Source organism: Thioclava sp. F1Mire-8 (assembly GCF_002213165.1).
GTDB lineage: Bacteria > Pseudomonadota > Alphaproteobacteria > Rhodobacterales > Rhodobacteraceae > Thioclava > Thioclava nitratireducens.
Genome location: NZ_NBNY01000003.1, coordinates 215,589 through 229,093, shown reverse-complemented (window position 1 = coordinate 229,093; position 13,505 = coordinate 215,589). Strand labels below are relative to the sequence as shown.

Below are 13,505 nucleotides of genomic sequence, written 5' to 3'. Positions count from 1 at the left end.
CCCCTGCGATCCATCCCCAAATACATAAGAGATGCGTGATGTTCGCCCCCACTCCCCGGGCGCGCTTGCGGCCCCCGAGAGGGGTCCGGCGCGCGAAAGGTCCCCGAAAGAGGGCCCGGGCGAATTCAGACTCGACGCGACTTTTCAAGAGATTAACCGGCCCGAAACACCTCAGCCCCAAGGCTGGGGTCACTGGCCCAATGCGTGAAGGAGGAAATCCATGCGTTACCAAATCACCGGCAAACAAATCGATGTCGGAGAGGCCCTGCAATCTCACGTCAAGTCGGAGCTGGGCGAAGTCGCCGAGAAATACATGCAGCGTCCCACCGACGCGCAGATCACCTTCTCGCGCGATGCGCATGAATATATCTGCGAAGCGACGGTGCACCTGTCGACCGGGCTGACCGCCTCGGCCAAGGGGCATGCCACCGAAATCTACGCGGCCTTCGATGCGGCCCGCGAAAAGATGGACAAGCAGCTGCGGCGCCACAAACGCAGATTGAAAGATCATCACCGCGACCGTGCCGAACCAGTTGAATTCGAAGCTGCAGGTCTATATGTGCTCGCCTCGGAAGAGGATGACGATACCGGCGAGACGCGCGAAGGCGCTCCGATGATCGTAGCCGAGATGGAAACCAAGGTTCCCACGCTCTCGGTCGGTGAAGCGGTCATGCAGATGGAGCTGTCCGACGCGTCGCTACTCGTCTTCCGCAACGAGAAACATGGCGGGGTCAACGTCGTTCATCGGCGTGAAGACGGCAATGTCGGCTGGATCGACCCGCGCAACAGCAAATGAGCGGCCCGGAACGGGCGCGGAGTAGACGAGTTCATGGACCTATCTAAACTTCTCGTGCCTGGCGCGGTCAAAGTGCTGTCGAATGTCACGAGCAAGAAACGCCTGTTTCAGGATCTCGGCGACATCGCGGCGGCGTGCTACAAGATCGACGCCTCGGAAACCGTCGATGCGCTGCAGGAGCGTGAGAGCCTCGGACCGACCGGCGTCGGCCATGGTGTTGCGCTTCCGCATGCGCGGCTCGACGGGCTGAGCGAGGTCGTGGGTGTCTTCCTGCGTCTGGAAAAGCCGCTCGATTTCGACGCGGTGGACCGGCTGCCGGTCGATCTGGTTTTCGCGCTGTTCGCGCCGAAGGATTCCGGCGTCGAGCATCTCAAGGCGCTGGCCCTCGTGTCGCGCACGATGCGCGATCCGGAAACCTGCGAGAAGCTGCGGGCGAATACCGATCCCTCTACGCTGCACGCAGTGCTGACGGAAGCGCAAAGCCGTCAGGCGGCCTGAACCGGTCTCGAATGAAAATCGAAAAAGCGCGTCGGTCCTCCCGGCGCGCTTTTTCCATGGCCCAAGATCAGTCTCGCCAGTTTTCGAAGCCGAACTGCATCATGTCGCGCGTATAGGTCTCGCGCGCGGCGGCCTCGAGATCGGGCGTCCAGATATCAGCGAGCTTGATCGCCGCGGTGTCGGTCTCTCCGGGCGCGAGCGTAGGCGCCTCCACCCCGGCCATGCTGGCGAGATAGGCGAAGTCCTCGGCCATCCGTTCTTCGCGCACCAGCAGGTCGGGAAGCGCAAACTGGCCGATGCCCTGAAGCGCCGCGGATTGCGTGGCCCAGAGCGTGTTCACCGGAAGGCTCGTCTGGTTCGCGAGATTGGATTTGAGCCAGCCCAAGAAAGCGATCAGCGCCTCGGCGTAGTCGTCTTGCGCGATGCTCTGCCCTTCCTTCGGGATTGGCAGCTTGTAGCTTTGGCGCAGAACGGCGCGCGTCTCGTCCATATTGTCCCAGTTCAGCACCGCGTTGAACGCCAGATGCGCGCGCATCAGGGGATGGCGTAGCACGGTGAAGCTGCGATGGCCGGGATGGCGGCGTTTCCACTGGCGCAGGGTTTTCTGGCTGAACCCTTCGACCAGATCGCCGGTCGCGGCCAGCCAGTCGCGGATCGGCGCATCCATCGCGGGCCGGAGCGGCATATAAAGCAGCCCCGCCTCGCTCGCGATGAAACCGGGCACGCCGGGACCGCGCCGGGGCTCGAAATTCGGAGTCTTCGACAGGTTGAACCGGTCGAGTCGCGCCAGCGACGCCTCCATCCCCGGGAAATTTGCGACCTTTGCCTCCAGCGGCTCCGGGTTCTGCACCTTGAGGTTCTCGGGCAACTGTTTCAGCCGCCCCGAGACGCCCAGCCAATTCGCCAGACCGTTAAGCACTTCGACGGACTGTGCATCTTCATAATCGATATAGAAGGCTGTCTGTCCCGAGCGTTGCAGAGCGTTCAGTAACGTCACCTGAAAATCCTGCAGCCCTTCAAGATGCGCCTCGAATTCCTCCGCATCGAAGCGCGCTTTCGTGGCCTTGCGGTGTTTCGCATCGCCCAGCTTCCATTGGCCCGTCGCGCGCGCGATCATCAGGCTGACATAGCTTTCGATCGGGTTACGGGTCAGCACGATCTTCGCGCATTTCGGATCGTTCACGAAGACCGCCAGCATCCGCGGGTCATGGTCGTGGAAATAGCGGCAGCCGTTCAGCCCATCCTGAGACTTGATCGCATTCCACAGCACCAGAGGATTGTCGTCGCGCTGCGCCTTGGTGACTCCCACCAGCTCCTTTCGGTTCGGGTACCCGATCAGCGCCGGGTTGAACGCCTCACCATGGCACGTCACGCAGTCCAGATCGTTCAGCGCGGCTTCCACGAGGTTGGAGCCGGTGCGCATCTCGGCGAAGACGACGAAACTCTCAAACTTGGGCATGGGTTATTTCACCAGATAGGGGCGGCCCCGGCGGACGGCGTCGCGCTGCCCGCTTTGCTCGAGCGGGAAATCCCCCATCACGAGTGGCTGCATCCCCTGGTTCTTGAGATTTTGCAGGAATTGGTTGAACCCCGACAGATCGACCATCTGCGGCGCTTCGGTCAGGCGGCGCGTGGCGCGGGGGCTGATCTCGTCGATGATGGTCTGCAGGGGCTCCATCGGGTTCTCGATGAAATCCGCGACGGTCCAGATCCGCACCCGCGCCTTCACATACATCGAGCGGAGAATATCCAGATGCTCCAGCTCGCGCTTTTGCAGCATCGCGGCCTCGCGCCGGATCGTCGTGAAATTCTCGTTGCGGCGCGACAGCGGCAGGGCCCAGGCCCCGGTGATGACCGAGATTTGCGCATTCGGATCGGTCGCGGTGAACCAGTTATTCGCCTGATTGTCGCGCGGCGAGAACATGTAGCATTGCCGTTCCCCGCGCGAGTTCCAGATCAAGTTCGTCAGGAAGGCACGCGGGTTGTAATCGCGCAGCGCCGCGTCGTCGGTCAGGCAACCGTTGAACATCCGCTCGCCACCCGCGAACTCGGCGCGTTCGGGGGCGAAGAGATGACCGTGAACCCGGGCACCCACGTATTTCGCAAGCCAGCCGTCGAAATTCTCAAAGAGATCCGAAAAGCCGTGGAAGATCGAATAGGGTGCCGAGGTCTTGCCGTTCTCGTGGTCTTTCCTGGGAAAACGGCTTTGCATGTAGAGGCCGGGCCGCCCGCGTGTGCGCCGCTCGATCGACTTGGAAAACAGCCGGTCGATCTTGGCCGGGTTCGGCTCTGCCATGACGGACCGGCCAGGGCTTTTGTCGAGGAAGGTCCGATAGAGCTTGTCCGCCTTGGGCCAGATTTTCCGCGCCACGAAACAGTCCGACCGCCGCAGAAGCTGCAGGTGATCGTCGTAGAAGATGTGCGGCTTTCCCTGAAAATCGAACTTGGTCAGCGTCAGCGAGCGGCTCTCGATCGAGGTGGAATAGAGCCTTGCGAGGGTCTGGAAATAGCTCTCATCGGGGATCCAGACGCGCTTGAAATAGCGGTCGTAAAGCGCGCGATCCGGGTCTTCCAGAATGGCCGACAGGGTCTGGCGCGTCAGGCACCACCACTGGCTGCCCAAATGCGGCACCAGCCCGTCGGGAATGCGTCGCTTGAAGCCTACGCGGCGCTGAAACTCGACATAGCGGTCGAACATCCGCCGCTGTTTTTTCCACGAGAAGGGGAAGCGCAGCGTGAAGCGTTCGATGTCGATTCCGCCAACCGTCCAGCCGACTTCCGTGGTGGTCACACTCTCGATGAAATCGGTATAGGGCCGCGCGTCGAGATAGTCGGTCAGCTCGTGCAGCGGGCGCAGCGGCAGGCAGGAGCCCGACGCCAGATAGACGTGGCGCACGTCGGCATGCAGTGCCAGCATCTGTTCTGCCGCAGCTTGGCTGGCGGCGACCAGCGACCACGTGCCCCACTCGCATTTGTAGCGCCGCGAGAAAGAGACATTCTCTAGATCGGCGAGCATCTTCTTGAAGCCGTTATAGTCATGCGCGGTGACGCGGGCATCGACATGGATCACCACGGGCGATCCGCCCTCCGACCAGAACCGCGCGACCTGCGCGGCCCGGTCGAGCGCGGTGTGGCACATCATGATGAATCCGACCGTCACGAGACCTGTTTCCTCACGCCCAATTGCCCTTCGACATCAGCCCGAGGATTTCGAGCTGGCGCCAGTTGATATATTTCTCCGACCATTTGCACCACAAATCGGGCTCTTTTGAGATCGTGCGGGCATAGGCGTGATATTCGCGCGAGCCTGCGTAATGCTGTTTGCGCTCCAACTCTTCCTCGACCTTGTCGGTTAGCGGCGAGAGGAACTTCGCGTGCAGCAGGCACCCCGAGACCATCTCTCCGCCGATCGTGTCGTAGACCTGGTTGAGGCCGCGCGGCAGCAGCGCATGGGTCGAGGAGATATAGACATTCCCGCGCTCCCATTTGACGAGCGGTATCTTGTTGAGCGAGGGGGCCTTCTTCGGCGCGTCGGGAAAAAAGATGCGTGCCCGCGGTCCGCCCTGGATCCACAGATTATTGGTCTCGGAGTTCTGCGAGATCATGTAATTGCCCGCATCGAACCAGCAGGCCAGATCGAACGGGTTCTGCCCCTCGCGATAGGGCTGCGCGTCGATCGGTCCTTTCGGATACATATCGAGCAGCATCGCCGGGAAAGACCGGATGCCATAGGTATCGAGCCAGTCGGTCAGCGCCTGAATGGGCCGCGTGTCGCAGAACGGGTAGACGAAGAACTCGTCCGGATCGAGCGTCAGCGTCCAATGCCCGGTGCCGTGTTTGCGCAGCAGCCAGTTCATCCAGTCGACGCCGAAATTCGACGCCTTGTAAGACGCCTCCGTGCGCCAGACCGAGCAATCCTCCTGCTGCGCGAGATACTCGGCGCTGCCGTCGTCGCTGCCATTGTCGACAAACAGGAAGTGGCCGACCCCCATCTCGCGGTAATAGCGCAGGAAATAGGGCAGGCGGATGCGTTCGTTGCGGGCGGTGACGAAGACGAGGATATCCTCGGGGTGGATGTCGCCGGTGCGATCGGAATAGAGAGAGAGTTCGTGGCTTTTCCGGAAAGCCCGAATCTGCCGAATTCTGCGCTTGCGGCGCAGTCTGGCGATTTCTCTCAGTCCCAATATCCGTCCCTCTTCGACGTCGCGGTCATTTCGTGCCGCTTCGGTCCCGTGATGCTCGTACCGTAGTTTTCAAATCGTTAAAGGTCGCCCGGTTCAAATCGGCAAGTTTTTAACGGGTTATCAATATCTTCCGATACTTACCCGGTTTGCTTGCAACTGAGAAGCCCGCGCTTCACGCTCACGTCAGTATTGTTGCCCCCAAGTCAACAAATTTACATCCACCCGCCGCGCGACATCAGCCCCTGCGCCTCCAGTTGTCGCCAGTCGCCGAGCCGCGTCGAATGCGGCGTCCAGAGTTCCGGATCGGCGGCCAGCGCGTCGTAATACTGGTCGAATTCCGCGGGCTGGCCGAAATGCTCGCCGCGCGATTTCTCCTCCTTCGACTTGTCCACGATCTCGTCGAGAAACTTCGTGTGCAGCAGCAGCCCCGAGATGGCCTCGCCGCCCTCCGTGTCGTAGGTCTGGTTCAGGTGGCGGGGCAGCAGCGCATGGGTCGAGTTCAGATAGGTCCACCGGCGATGCCACCGCACCAACGGGATTTTCGACAGGGTCGGCGCTTGTCGGGGGGTGTGGGCAAAAAACGCGCGTGCCCGGGGTCCGCCCTGAATCCACAGCGCGTCGGTCCGGTCCTGCCGGGTCATCATGTAATTCCCGGCATCGAACCAGCTCAGGATCTTGCGCGGGTCCTGCCCCGCCTCATAGCGCTGCGCGCCCAGCGGCCCCTTCGGGTAGAGGTCGAGCATCATTGCTGGGAAACAGCGCTGCTCGGACCGGTCGAGCCAGTCGGTCAGCGCGGGCAGGGGGCGGCTGTCGTGATAGGGGTAGATCAGCAGCTCATCGGCATCGACGGTCAGGCACCAGCGATCGTGCCCGTAGCGCAGCATCAGCCATGTCACCCAATCGAGCCCGAAACGCGAGGCCCGGTAGCTGCCCTCCGTCTGCCATAGCGAGACGTCGCGCGCTTCCGCCAGCAGCGCGGCGGTGTCATCCGTGCTGCCATTATCGACGATCAGGAAGTGATCGACGCCCAGCTTGCGGTAATGCTTGAGGAAAAAGGGCAGCCGCCGCGCCTCGTTGCGCATCACCGCGAAGGCGAGGATCGCACAGGGCCTTATCTTGCCGGTGCGGTTGGTGACGCTGTCGAGCTGATGCCGCTTGCGCAGGGCGCGCCACAGGAAGTGCTTGCGCTTGAGGCGCAGCCTGTAGCTCTCCCAAAGCTCATGGCGCGATGGCATCCATACTCCTGACCCTGCCTCGGGGTCAGTATTCATACTCTTTCGCCTGATGCCAACGCCATGCATCGGAAATCATGGTGGACAGGTCCGACCGCTTCGGCTGCCAGCCAAGTTCCTCGGTCGCCCGTTTCGAGCCCGACACAAGCGACGCCGCATCGCCCGGTCGACGGTCCCCCTCGACGATCGGAACATCGCGATTGGTTACCGCGCGCGAGGCGTCGATCACTTCGCGCACCGAGAACCCGTTGCCAGAGCCGAGGCAGAAGACCCGCGAGGGTTTGCCATCCTCGAGCCATTTCAGACCCAGCACATGCGCATCGACCAGATCGGAGACATGCACGTAATCGCGGATGCAAGTGCCGTCGCGCGTCGCGTAATCCGAGCCGAACACGGTCAGCGCCGGGCGTTTGCCCGCGATCGCGTCGAGCATCAGCGGGATCAGATGCGTCTCGGGGATGTGCTGCTCGCCGACTTCTGCGTCGGGATCGGCGCCCGCCACGTTGAAATAGCGAAAGATCACGGAGTTCATCCCGTGGCTCGCGCCGAAATCGCGCAGCATGTCTTCGATGGCGCGTTTCGATCCGCCATAGGCGTTGATCGGGCGCTGTTCTGTGTTCTCATCCAGCACCACCCCGTCCTGATCGCCGTAGGTCGCACAGGTCGAGGAGAAGACGAAGTTGCGGCAGTCTGCATCGACGGCCGCCTCGATCAGGTTCAGCGCGCAATTCACGTTGGTGCGCCAATATTTCGCCGGATCTTCCATCGACTCGCCGACGAGGCTGAGCGCCGCGAAATGCATTACAGCGATGGGCTGATACTTGGCGAACACTTCGTCGAGCCGGGCACGATCGGCCAGATCGCCCTCCTCGACGGGGCCGAATTTCACCGCTTCTTTCCAGCCGGTCGAGAAATTGTCGAAACAGACCGGGACGTAGCCCGCCGCGGCCAGCGCCTTGCAGGCGTGCGAGCCGATATAGCCCGCACCGCCCGTCACCAACACATGCTTCATCGCTTACTCGGCAGCCTGCCGCATCGCGGAGAGATCGGAGAGATACTCGCCGAACTCGTCCTTCAGATCCGGGCGCTGGAGGCCGAAGGCCACCGTTGCCTGCAGGAAGCCCGCTTTCGATCCGCAATCGTAACGTTGGCCGTCGAAGCGATAGGCGTAGACCGAGTTGCCGCCGTGGATTTCCTGCGCGATGGCGTCGGTCAGCTGGATCTCTCCACCGGCTCCCGCCTTGCGCGCATCGAGGTTCCACATGATCCGCGGGGTCAGGATGTAACGACCGATCACCGCGAGGTTCGAGGGGGCGTCTTCAGGCTTGGGCTTCTCGACCATGCCATTGACGGGCAGGCGCGGACCGTCGCCCGGGCCCACATCCAGAACACCGTAGGAGGCGGTCTTGTCGGCGGGGACTTCCATCGCCGCGACATAGTTCCCGCCGGTCTCGTTATAGGCTTCCATCATCTGCTGCAGACAGGGCTTGTCGGCGGCGATGACGTCGTCGGTCAGGATCACGGCGAAGGCTTCGTCATGCACCAGACGGCGCGCGCACCAGACCGCATGGCCCAGACCCAGCGGCTGGTTCTGGCGGACATAGGCAATCGCGCCGCTATCCATGTTGGTCTTCTTCAACTCGTCGAGAATCTCGGTCTTGCCCTTCTGCGAGAGCGCGCTTTCGAGCTCGGGGGCGTTGTCGAAGTAATCCTCGAGCGCAGATTTGCCGCGCGAGGTGACGAAGATGAATTCCTCGATACCGGCCGCGCGCGCCTCGTCGATGGCGTATTGGATAAGCGGGCGGTCCACCAGCGTGAGGATCTCTTTCGGGATCGATTTCGTCGCGGGCAGGAAGCGGGTTCCGAGGCCGGCCACCGGGAAGATCGCCTTCGTCACCTTGCTTTTCATTCGTCACCTATAGGGTTGCTACGATCAAATCGTCAGAAGTTGGTTTATTGTGTCCCCAAAGCCTCAATCCAACAAGGGACCGGTTTTCGCGTTGAGCACTCCAAAAGGAAGAAATGCTGCAAACGCGAAAATTGTTTCGTTCAACGCCGTGAAAATTCGCGGTTTACGCGTGTTCGGCGATAAATCGCCGCAGTCAGGGGAGCTGCATCTGCTGCATCATGGATTCTATCCGGGCCACGTCTGATGGATTGTTGAGTTCCCAGAATTGCCGTCCGCGCGCCTCGACTTCTGTGCAGAGCACTGCACGCCCGTTCTCTAGGAAACGCAATTGCTCCAGCCCTTCGAGCGTCTCCAGAGGCCCGACCGGCCAGCCTGCATAGGCCGCCAGCGTGTCCGGTCGGTAAGCATAGACGCCCACATGGTGGAACACCGGCGTCGGGGCTTCGTCCGCGTAACTCTCGGAGGTGAATGGAATGACCTCTTTCGAGAAATAGAGCCCGCGATTGCCTGCGCCGAACACCGCCGTGGTGCCGCCCACCCGCCCGTTCTGGCGATCTTCCAGCAGGCTTTTCAACATTGCGCCCTCGCAGCGCAGCACCGGGGTCGCGAGTTCGGCCCAGTCATTGGCGCGCAACCCCGTCACGAGGTCTTCGATGAACCAAGCGGGAGTCAGCGGCGCGTCACCTTGCAGGTTCACCACGATATCGTAGTCACCGCCAAGCGTTGCGGCAGCTTCGGCGCAGCGCTCGGTCCCGTTGCGGCAGCTCTCCGAGGTCATCACCACCTCCGCGCCGAAGGCCTGGCAGGCGTCGCGGATACGGGCGTCATCGGTGGCCACCACGACCCGGTCGACGCCGCCGACCTGCGTCGCCGCCTCCCAGCTGCGCTGGATCAGGGTCTTTTTCTCGCCCGTGGCGCCGGTCAGTTCGACCAGCGGCTTGCCGGGATAACGGCTCGACGCGTAGCGCGCTGGAATGACGATGAGGACAGACATCACTTCACCAGCAGAACGCCGGGAGCGTAGGCGATAAAGAACGGGTTCTCGAAGCCAGGCTTGCCATAGGTGAAGGGCGCGTGATCTTCGAAGCGGATCATCTCGCCGCCTGCGCCGCGCAGAACCGCGTCACCTGCCGCCGTGTCCCATTCCATCGTGCGGCCCAGACGTGGATAGAGGTCTGCCTCGCCCGTCGCGACAAGGCAGAATTTCAGCGACGACCCCGCCGAGGCCATATCCTTCACCGCGTATTTGCCAATGTATTCGTCGGTCGCCTGATCGCGATGCGATTTCGACGCAACCACCATCAGACCGCGATTGTCGGGCATCGAAACCGTGATCGGCTGCTGCTTGCCGGGGCGCTCCTTGTCGAAGGGGCCGTCTTCTTCGACCGCGCGGCCCTCGGCCAGTGTGTAGAACAGCCGCCCCTTGGCGGGCGCATAGACCACGCCACGCACCGGCTTGCCATTCTCGACATAGGCGATGTTGACGGTGAAATCGCCGCGGCGCTTCACGAATTCCTTCGTGCCGTCGAGCGGATCGACGATGAGGAAGGTCGACACCTCCTGCGAATGGCTCGCGGCCTGTTCCTCGGTGACGAGCGGCACGTCGGGAAATTCGGCGCGCAGCCCGGCGGAGATCAGCGCGTCGGCGGCCTCGTCGGCTTCGGTCACCGGCGAGTTGTCCGACTTCGACTTCACCTCGAAATCCGGCGAGTCGTAGATCTCCATGATCTTGTCGCCTGCCTCGAGCGCCAGTCGCCGCATCACTCGCATCAGATGTTCGAAATCCATCGTCACGCCTCTCCCGGCCTTGTTAAGGCCCAATTGCTATGCTCCAACTCCCCCCTTATGATGCGGCGACAAGGGTTGAGCAAGCAATCCGACCTAGCTTGGGCCGCAACGCGCCCGAATCGGCAGGAACATGTTCAGACCGGAGACGAAAGCGACCAAGCTCGGGACGACCTTCAGCCTGCTGGAGTTGATCTACCATGCGACCGTGCGCAATCTGCGCAAGACCCACGGCAATGCGTTGATCGGCCTGCTGCTGAACATGGTCCAGACGATGATGCTGGTCATTTCTTTCTACGTCATGTTCAGCATATTGGGGATGCGGTCCAGCTCGGTGCGCGGCGATTTCCTCCTCTACATCATGACCGGCATTTTCCTCTACATGACCCATACCAAGACCCTGGGCGCGGTCTTCGGATCTGAGGGGCCGACCTCGGCGATGATGAAACACGCGCCGATGACCACCGCGGTCTCGATCTCCGCGGCGGCGCTGAGCGCGCTCTACATCCAGGTGCTGTCGATGGTGACGGTGCTCTACATCTACCATGCGGCCTTCAAGCCGATCGAGATCTACGATTGGGTCGGTGCCTTCGGGATGGTGTTGCTGGCGTGGTTCACGGGGCTCGCGGTCGGGGTTGTGCTGTTGGCGGCGAAGCCCTGGGCGCCCGAAGTGGTGGGCGTGATCCAGCAGGTCTACACCCGTGCCAACATGATCGCCTCGGGCAAGATGTTTCTCGCGAACAATCTGCCGCACAAGATGCTGATCCTGTTCAACTGGAACCCGCTGTTCCACACGATCGATCAGGCGCGCGGCTTCACCTTCATCAATTACAATCCGCATTTCTCGAACTGGGAATATCCGCTCTATGTCGGGCTCGCGATCCTGATGATCGGCCTTCTGGGCGAATTCTACACGCGTCAATACGCCTCGATCAGCTGGGGGGCGCGGCGTTAGCGCCTTTTCAGGCAGGCTCGTTTCGAAAAGGAGCGCTGTTATGGCCACGAATACCATCCGAACGATTGGCCTCGGTCTGGCCCTTGCGATGAGTTCTGCCGGATCCGTTCTGGCAGAGGACTTTCCCCACTACGCGGCGGTCACCGGCGTCGCTGCCGACGATGTTCTCAATCTCCGGGCGGAGCCGACCGCATCGGCGCCCATCCTAGGCACATTATCCCCCGGAGCGACAGGCATCGAGATAACGGGCGCATCCGCGGACGAAAAATGGCTCAGGTTGAATGTCGATGGACGCACGGGGTGGGCTGCGGCGCGATTTCTCAAGGACGTTCCGATGCCGCCGTGGTGGACCGAACAGGTGCCGCTCGCCTGTTCCGGGACAGAGCCGTTCTGGTCGCTACGCTACGCGCCGGGGCTCTTTCGCTTCGAGATGGCGGGGGAGGCTGCGCAAAACCTCGATGTCGAATGGTCAGGGGCTCCGCAAAACGGAAAGGCTGAGACGGTGGGGATGAAACTGTCGGGAAAAGGCACGGACGGCTTCGTGGTGTTCAAGGGCGGCACGTGTTCCGATGGCATGAGCGATGCGCTTTACGCGATCGGGCTCGATCTCTTCCTGAAGACATCCGCAGGTCGTCGCGCGCTGACCGGATGCTGCCGCCTCGACTGATCAGACTTTACGGATCGTGTCGCCGGGATCGAGGGTCGGCTCCAGCTCGATCACCTCGCCGCCGATCATCCCGCTTTGCGAGCGACCCGAAATGATCTGCGCCGCCTTGCGCCCGATCTCGGCCCGGCAGGCATTCATCGTGGCGAGCCGCACCGACAGACCGTCGAGCAGTTCGAGCCCGTTGAACCCGGCCAGACCCATCTTTCCCGGCACGTCGATCCCGTGATCGAGGCACCAAAGCAGACCGCCGGCGCCGATCATGTCGTTCGAGTAATATAGAAAATCGAGATCGGGCGAGCGCTTGAGCATCGTCTCCGTCATCTCGCGTCCCTTCGCGAGTGCCGATCCCCCGCCGTAGAACTCGGTATCGGCCAGTTCGATCCCTGCCTTGGCGAGCCCTTCCTTGAACCCTTCGAGCCGTTTGCGCGCCCGGTGATCCTCGGGCATTTTCGTCCCGAGGAACCCGATCTTGCGATAGCCCGCGGCGATGATTGCCTCGGCCATGTGCAGCCCGGCGCGGCGATGCGAGATACCGACGACCGAGTCGATCCCCTCACCATCGACATCCATGATCTCGACCACCGGAATGCCCGCGTTCTGCAGCATCGCGCGAGAGGCGGGCGTGTGTTCGACCCCCGCGATGATCACCCCCGAGGGGCGCCACGAGAGCATCTCATAGAGAACCTGCTCTTCCTTCTCGGGCGAGTAATTCGTCACGCCCACGACCGGCTGCAACCCGGTATCCTCAAGCTCGTCGGATACGCTCGACAGGACTTTCGGGAAGACGAGGTTCGACAGCGACGGGATGATCACGGCCACGAGGTTCACCCGCTGCGAGGCGAGCGCGCCGGCGATCTTGTTGGGCACGTAGCCAAGCGCCTTCGCGGCTTGCAGGACCTTTTCGCGTGTCGCATCAGAGACATCGCCGCGATTGCGCAGCACGCGGCTCACGGTCATCTCGGACACGCCGGAGGCTTCGGAGACATCGCGCAGGGTCAAGGGGCGGCGGGTTTCGCTGGGGCGGGACAAGGGCAGTTCCTCAAGTTTCACCTCTTGTTAGCGCCAAACATTTCCCTTGCGCAAGCGAATGATGACCAGTATGTTAGCGTTAACGGTTATAGGGTCGGATAATATCCGCTCGATACCTGGACAGACCCGCGCCCCTGTCGGATTCGTCAGGGCGAGGGACGCGAAAGGGGGCGCAGTGGGCCAATTTGCGCTCCCTTTTCTTTCTTCCCAACCAGTTCCCGAATTCACGACCGCACTAGATGCGCGGCATAGCGGCTGCGGTTTTTCGCAGCACCACCGCGATGGACTTGCGCCACAAGCTCTTTGGCGGCATCAAAGGCGCTGTGCGGTCCCGTGGCTCAACTGGATAGAGCAGCCCCCTCCTAAGGGGCAGGTTGCAGGTTCGAATCCTGCCGGGATCGCCAATCAGACATGAAAAAGGCCCGCGCTATGCGGGCCTTTCGTGTTTCT

Annotated in this window: 13 protein-coding genes and 1 tRNA gene; 5 read left to right on the top strand and 9 right to left on the bottom strand. The window is 61.9% G+C overall.

The genetic code is table 11. From position 1 onward, the window contains the following. Positions 1 to 220 precede the first annotated feature (220 nt). Entirely contained in the window at positions 221 to 796 is a 576-nt protein-coding gene (raiA, locus tag B6V75_RS12530) for a ribosome-associated translation inhibitor RaiA (RefSeq protein WP_075775185.1), read from the top strand. Between the two features lie 33 nt (positions 797 to 829). Then, complete coding sequence (locus B6V75_RS12525; RefSeq protein WP_075775186.1) at positions 830 to 1,294, top strand: PTS sugar transporter subunit IIA; 465 nt, start codon at positions 830 to 832, stop codon at positions 1,292 to 1,294. 67 nt (positions 1,295 to 1,361) lie between these two features. On the opposite strand, the gene B6V75_RS12520 is transcribed toward B6V75_RS12525, so the two are convergent. The 8 genes from B6V75_RS12520 to cysQ all read right to left on the bottom strand — a co-directional run bounded on the left by B6V75_RS12520 (position 1,362) and on the right by cysQ (position 10,407). After that, a complete protein-coding gene (locus B6V75_RS12520) occupies positions 1,362 to 2,753 on the bottom strand; it encodes a nodulation protein NodH (RefSeq protein ID WP_088719916.1) in 1,392 nt (463 codons plus the stop codon). Positions 2,754 to 2,756: 3 nt separating this feature from the next. Further along, positions 2,757 to 4,454, bottom strand: a complete 1,698-nt coding sequence (locus B6V75_RS12515) for a beta-1,6-N-acetylglucosaminyltransferase (protein ID WP_075775188.1) — start codon at positions 4,452 to 4,454, stop codon at positions 2,757 to 2,759. 13 nt (positions 4,455 to 4,467) lie between these two features. Next, entirely contained in the window at positions 4,468 to 5,478 is a 1,011-nt protein-coding gene (locus B6V75_RS12510; protein WP_088719915.1) for a glycosyltransferase family 2 protein, read from the bottom strand. Between the two features lie 212 nt (positions 5,479 to 5,690). Then, entirely contained in the window at positions 5,691 to 6,713 is a 1,023-nt protein-coding gene (locus B6V75_RS12505; RefSeq protein WP_088719914.1) for a glycosyltransferase family 2 protein, read from the bottom strand. A gap of 25 nt (positions 6,714 to 6,738) precedes the next feature. Next, positions 6,739 to 7,722, bottom strand: a complete 984-nt coding sequence (galE, locus tag B6V75_RS12500; RefSeq protein WP_088719913.1) for a UDP-glucose 4-epimerase GalE — start codon at positions 7,720 to 7,722, stop codon at positions 6,739 to 6,741. Between the two features lie 3 nt (positions 7,723 to 7,725). Further along, the gene (galU, locus tag B6V75_RS12495) at positions 7,726 to 8,619 is read right to left on the bottom strand and encodes a UTP--glucose-1-phosphate uridylyltransferase GalU (RefSeq protein WP_075775192.1); all 894 of its coding nucleotides are present in this window, start codon (positions 8,617 to 8,619) and stop codon (positions 7,726 to 7,728) included. Positions 8,620 to 8,812: 193 nt separating this feature from the next. Beyond that, positions 8,813 to 9,613, bottom strand: a complete 801-nt coding sequence (kdsB, locus tag B6V75_RS12490; RefSeq protein WP_088719912.1) for a 3-deoxy-manno-octulosonate cytidylyltransferase — start codon at positions 9,611 to 9,613, stop codon at positions 8,813 to 8,815. Then, positions 9,613 to 10,407 (bottom strand): 3'(2'),5'-bisphosphate nucleotidase CysQ, encoded by a 795-nt coding sequence (gene cysQ, locus B6V75_RS12485; RefSeq protein WP_075775194.1) that lies wholly within the window; start codon positions 10,405 to 10,407, stop codon positions 9,613 to 9,615. The genes kdsB and cysQ overlap by 1 nt, the downstream gene beginning before the upstream one ends. 130 nt (positions 10,408 to 10,537) lie before the next feature. On the opposite strand from cysQ, the gene B6V75_RS12480 reads away from it, so the two are divergent. After that, positions 10,538 to 11,359 carry an ABC transporter permease gene (locus B6V75_RS12480; protein ID WP_075775195.1) on the top strand — a complete coding sequence of 274 codons (822 nt, stop codon included), beginning with the start codon at positions 10,538 to 10,540 and terminating at the stop codon, positions 11,357 to 11,359. Between the two features lie 40 nt (positions 11,360 to 11,399). Next, positions 11,400 to 12,026: an SH3 domain-containing protein gene (locus B6V75_RS12475; protein ID WP_088719911.1), complete on the top strand. Its 627-nt coding sequence runs from the start codon at positions 11,400 to 11,402 to the stop codon at positions 12,024 to 12,026. Here the strand turns inward: B6V75_RS12475 and B6V75_RS12470 are convergent, their stop codons facing one another. Continuing rightward, positions 12,027 to 13,055: a LacI family DNA-binding transcriptional regulator gene (locus B6V75_RS12470; RefSeq protein WP_088720040.1), complete on the bottom strand. Its 1,029-nt coding sequence runs from the start codon at positions 13,053 to 13,055 to the stop codon at positions 12,027 to 12,029. Between the two features lie 327 nt (positions 13,056 to 13,382). Between B6V75_RS12470 and B6V75_RS12465 the strand changes: the two genes are divergently transcribed. Next, positions 13,383 to 13,459: transfer RNA gene (locus B6V75_RS12465), tRNA-Arg, on the top strand. The last annotated feature ends 46 nt before the right edge of the window (positions 13,460 to 13,505 follow it).

Coding starts and splice junctions, on each gene's coding strand:
- kdsB (WP_088719912.1), bottom strand. CDS start 9,613: ATGTCTGTCCTCATCGTCATTCCAGCGCGCTACGCGTCGAGCCGTTAT.
- raiA (WP_075775185.1), top strand. CDS start 221: ATGCGTTACCAAATCACCGGCAAACAAATCGATGTCGGAGAGGCCCTG.
- cysQ (WP_075775194.1), bottom strand. CDS start 10,407: ATGGATTTCGAACATCTGATGCGAGTGATGCGGCGACTGGCGCTCGAG.
- galU (WP_075775192.1), bottom strand. CDS start 8,619: ATGAAAAGCAAGGTGACGAAGGCGATCTTCCCGGTGGCCGGCCTCGGA.
- B6V75_RS12520 (WP_088719916.1), bottom strand. CDS start 2,753: ATGCCCAAGTTTGAGAGTTTCGTCGTCTTCGCCGAGATGCGCACCGGC.
- B6V75_RS12525 (WP_075775186.1), top strand. CDS start 830: ATGGACCTATCTAAACTTCTCGTGCCTGGCGCGGTCAAAGTGCTGTCG.
- B6V75_RS12480 (WP_075775195.1), top strand. CDS start 10,538: ATGTTCAGACCGGAGACGAAAGCGACCAAGCTCGGGACGACCTTCAGC.
- B6V75_RS12475 (WP_088719911.1), top strand. CDS start 11,400: ATGGCCACGAATACCATCCGAACGATTGGCCTCGGTCTGGCCCTTGCG.
- B6V75_RS12505 (WP_088719914.1), bottom strand. CDS start 6,713: ATGCCATCGCGCCATGAGCTTTGGGAGAGCTACAGGCTGCGCCTCAAG.
- galE (WP_088719913.1), bottom strand. CDS start 7,722: ATGAAGCATGTGTTGGTGACGGGCGGTGCGGGCTATATCGGCTCGCAC.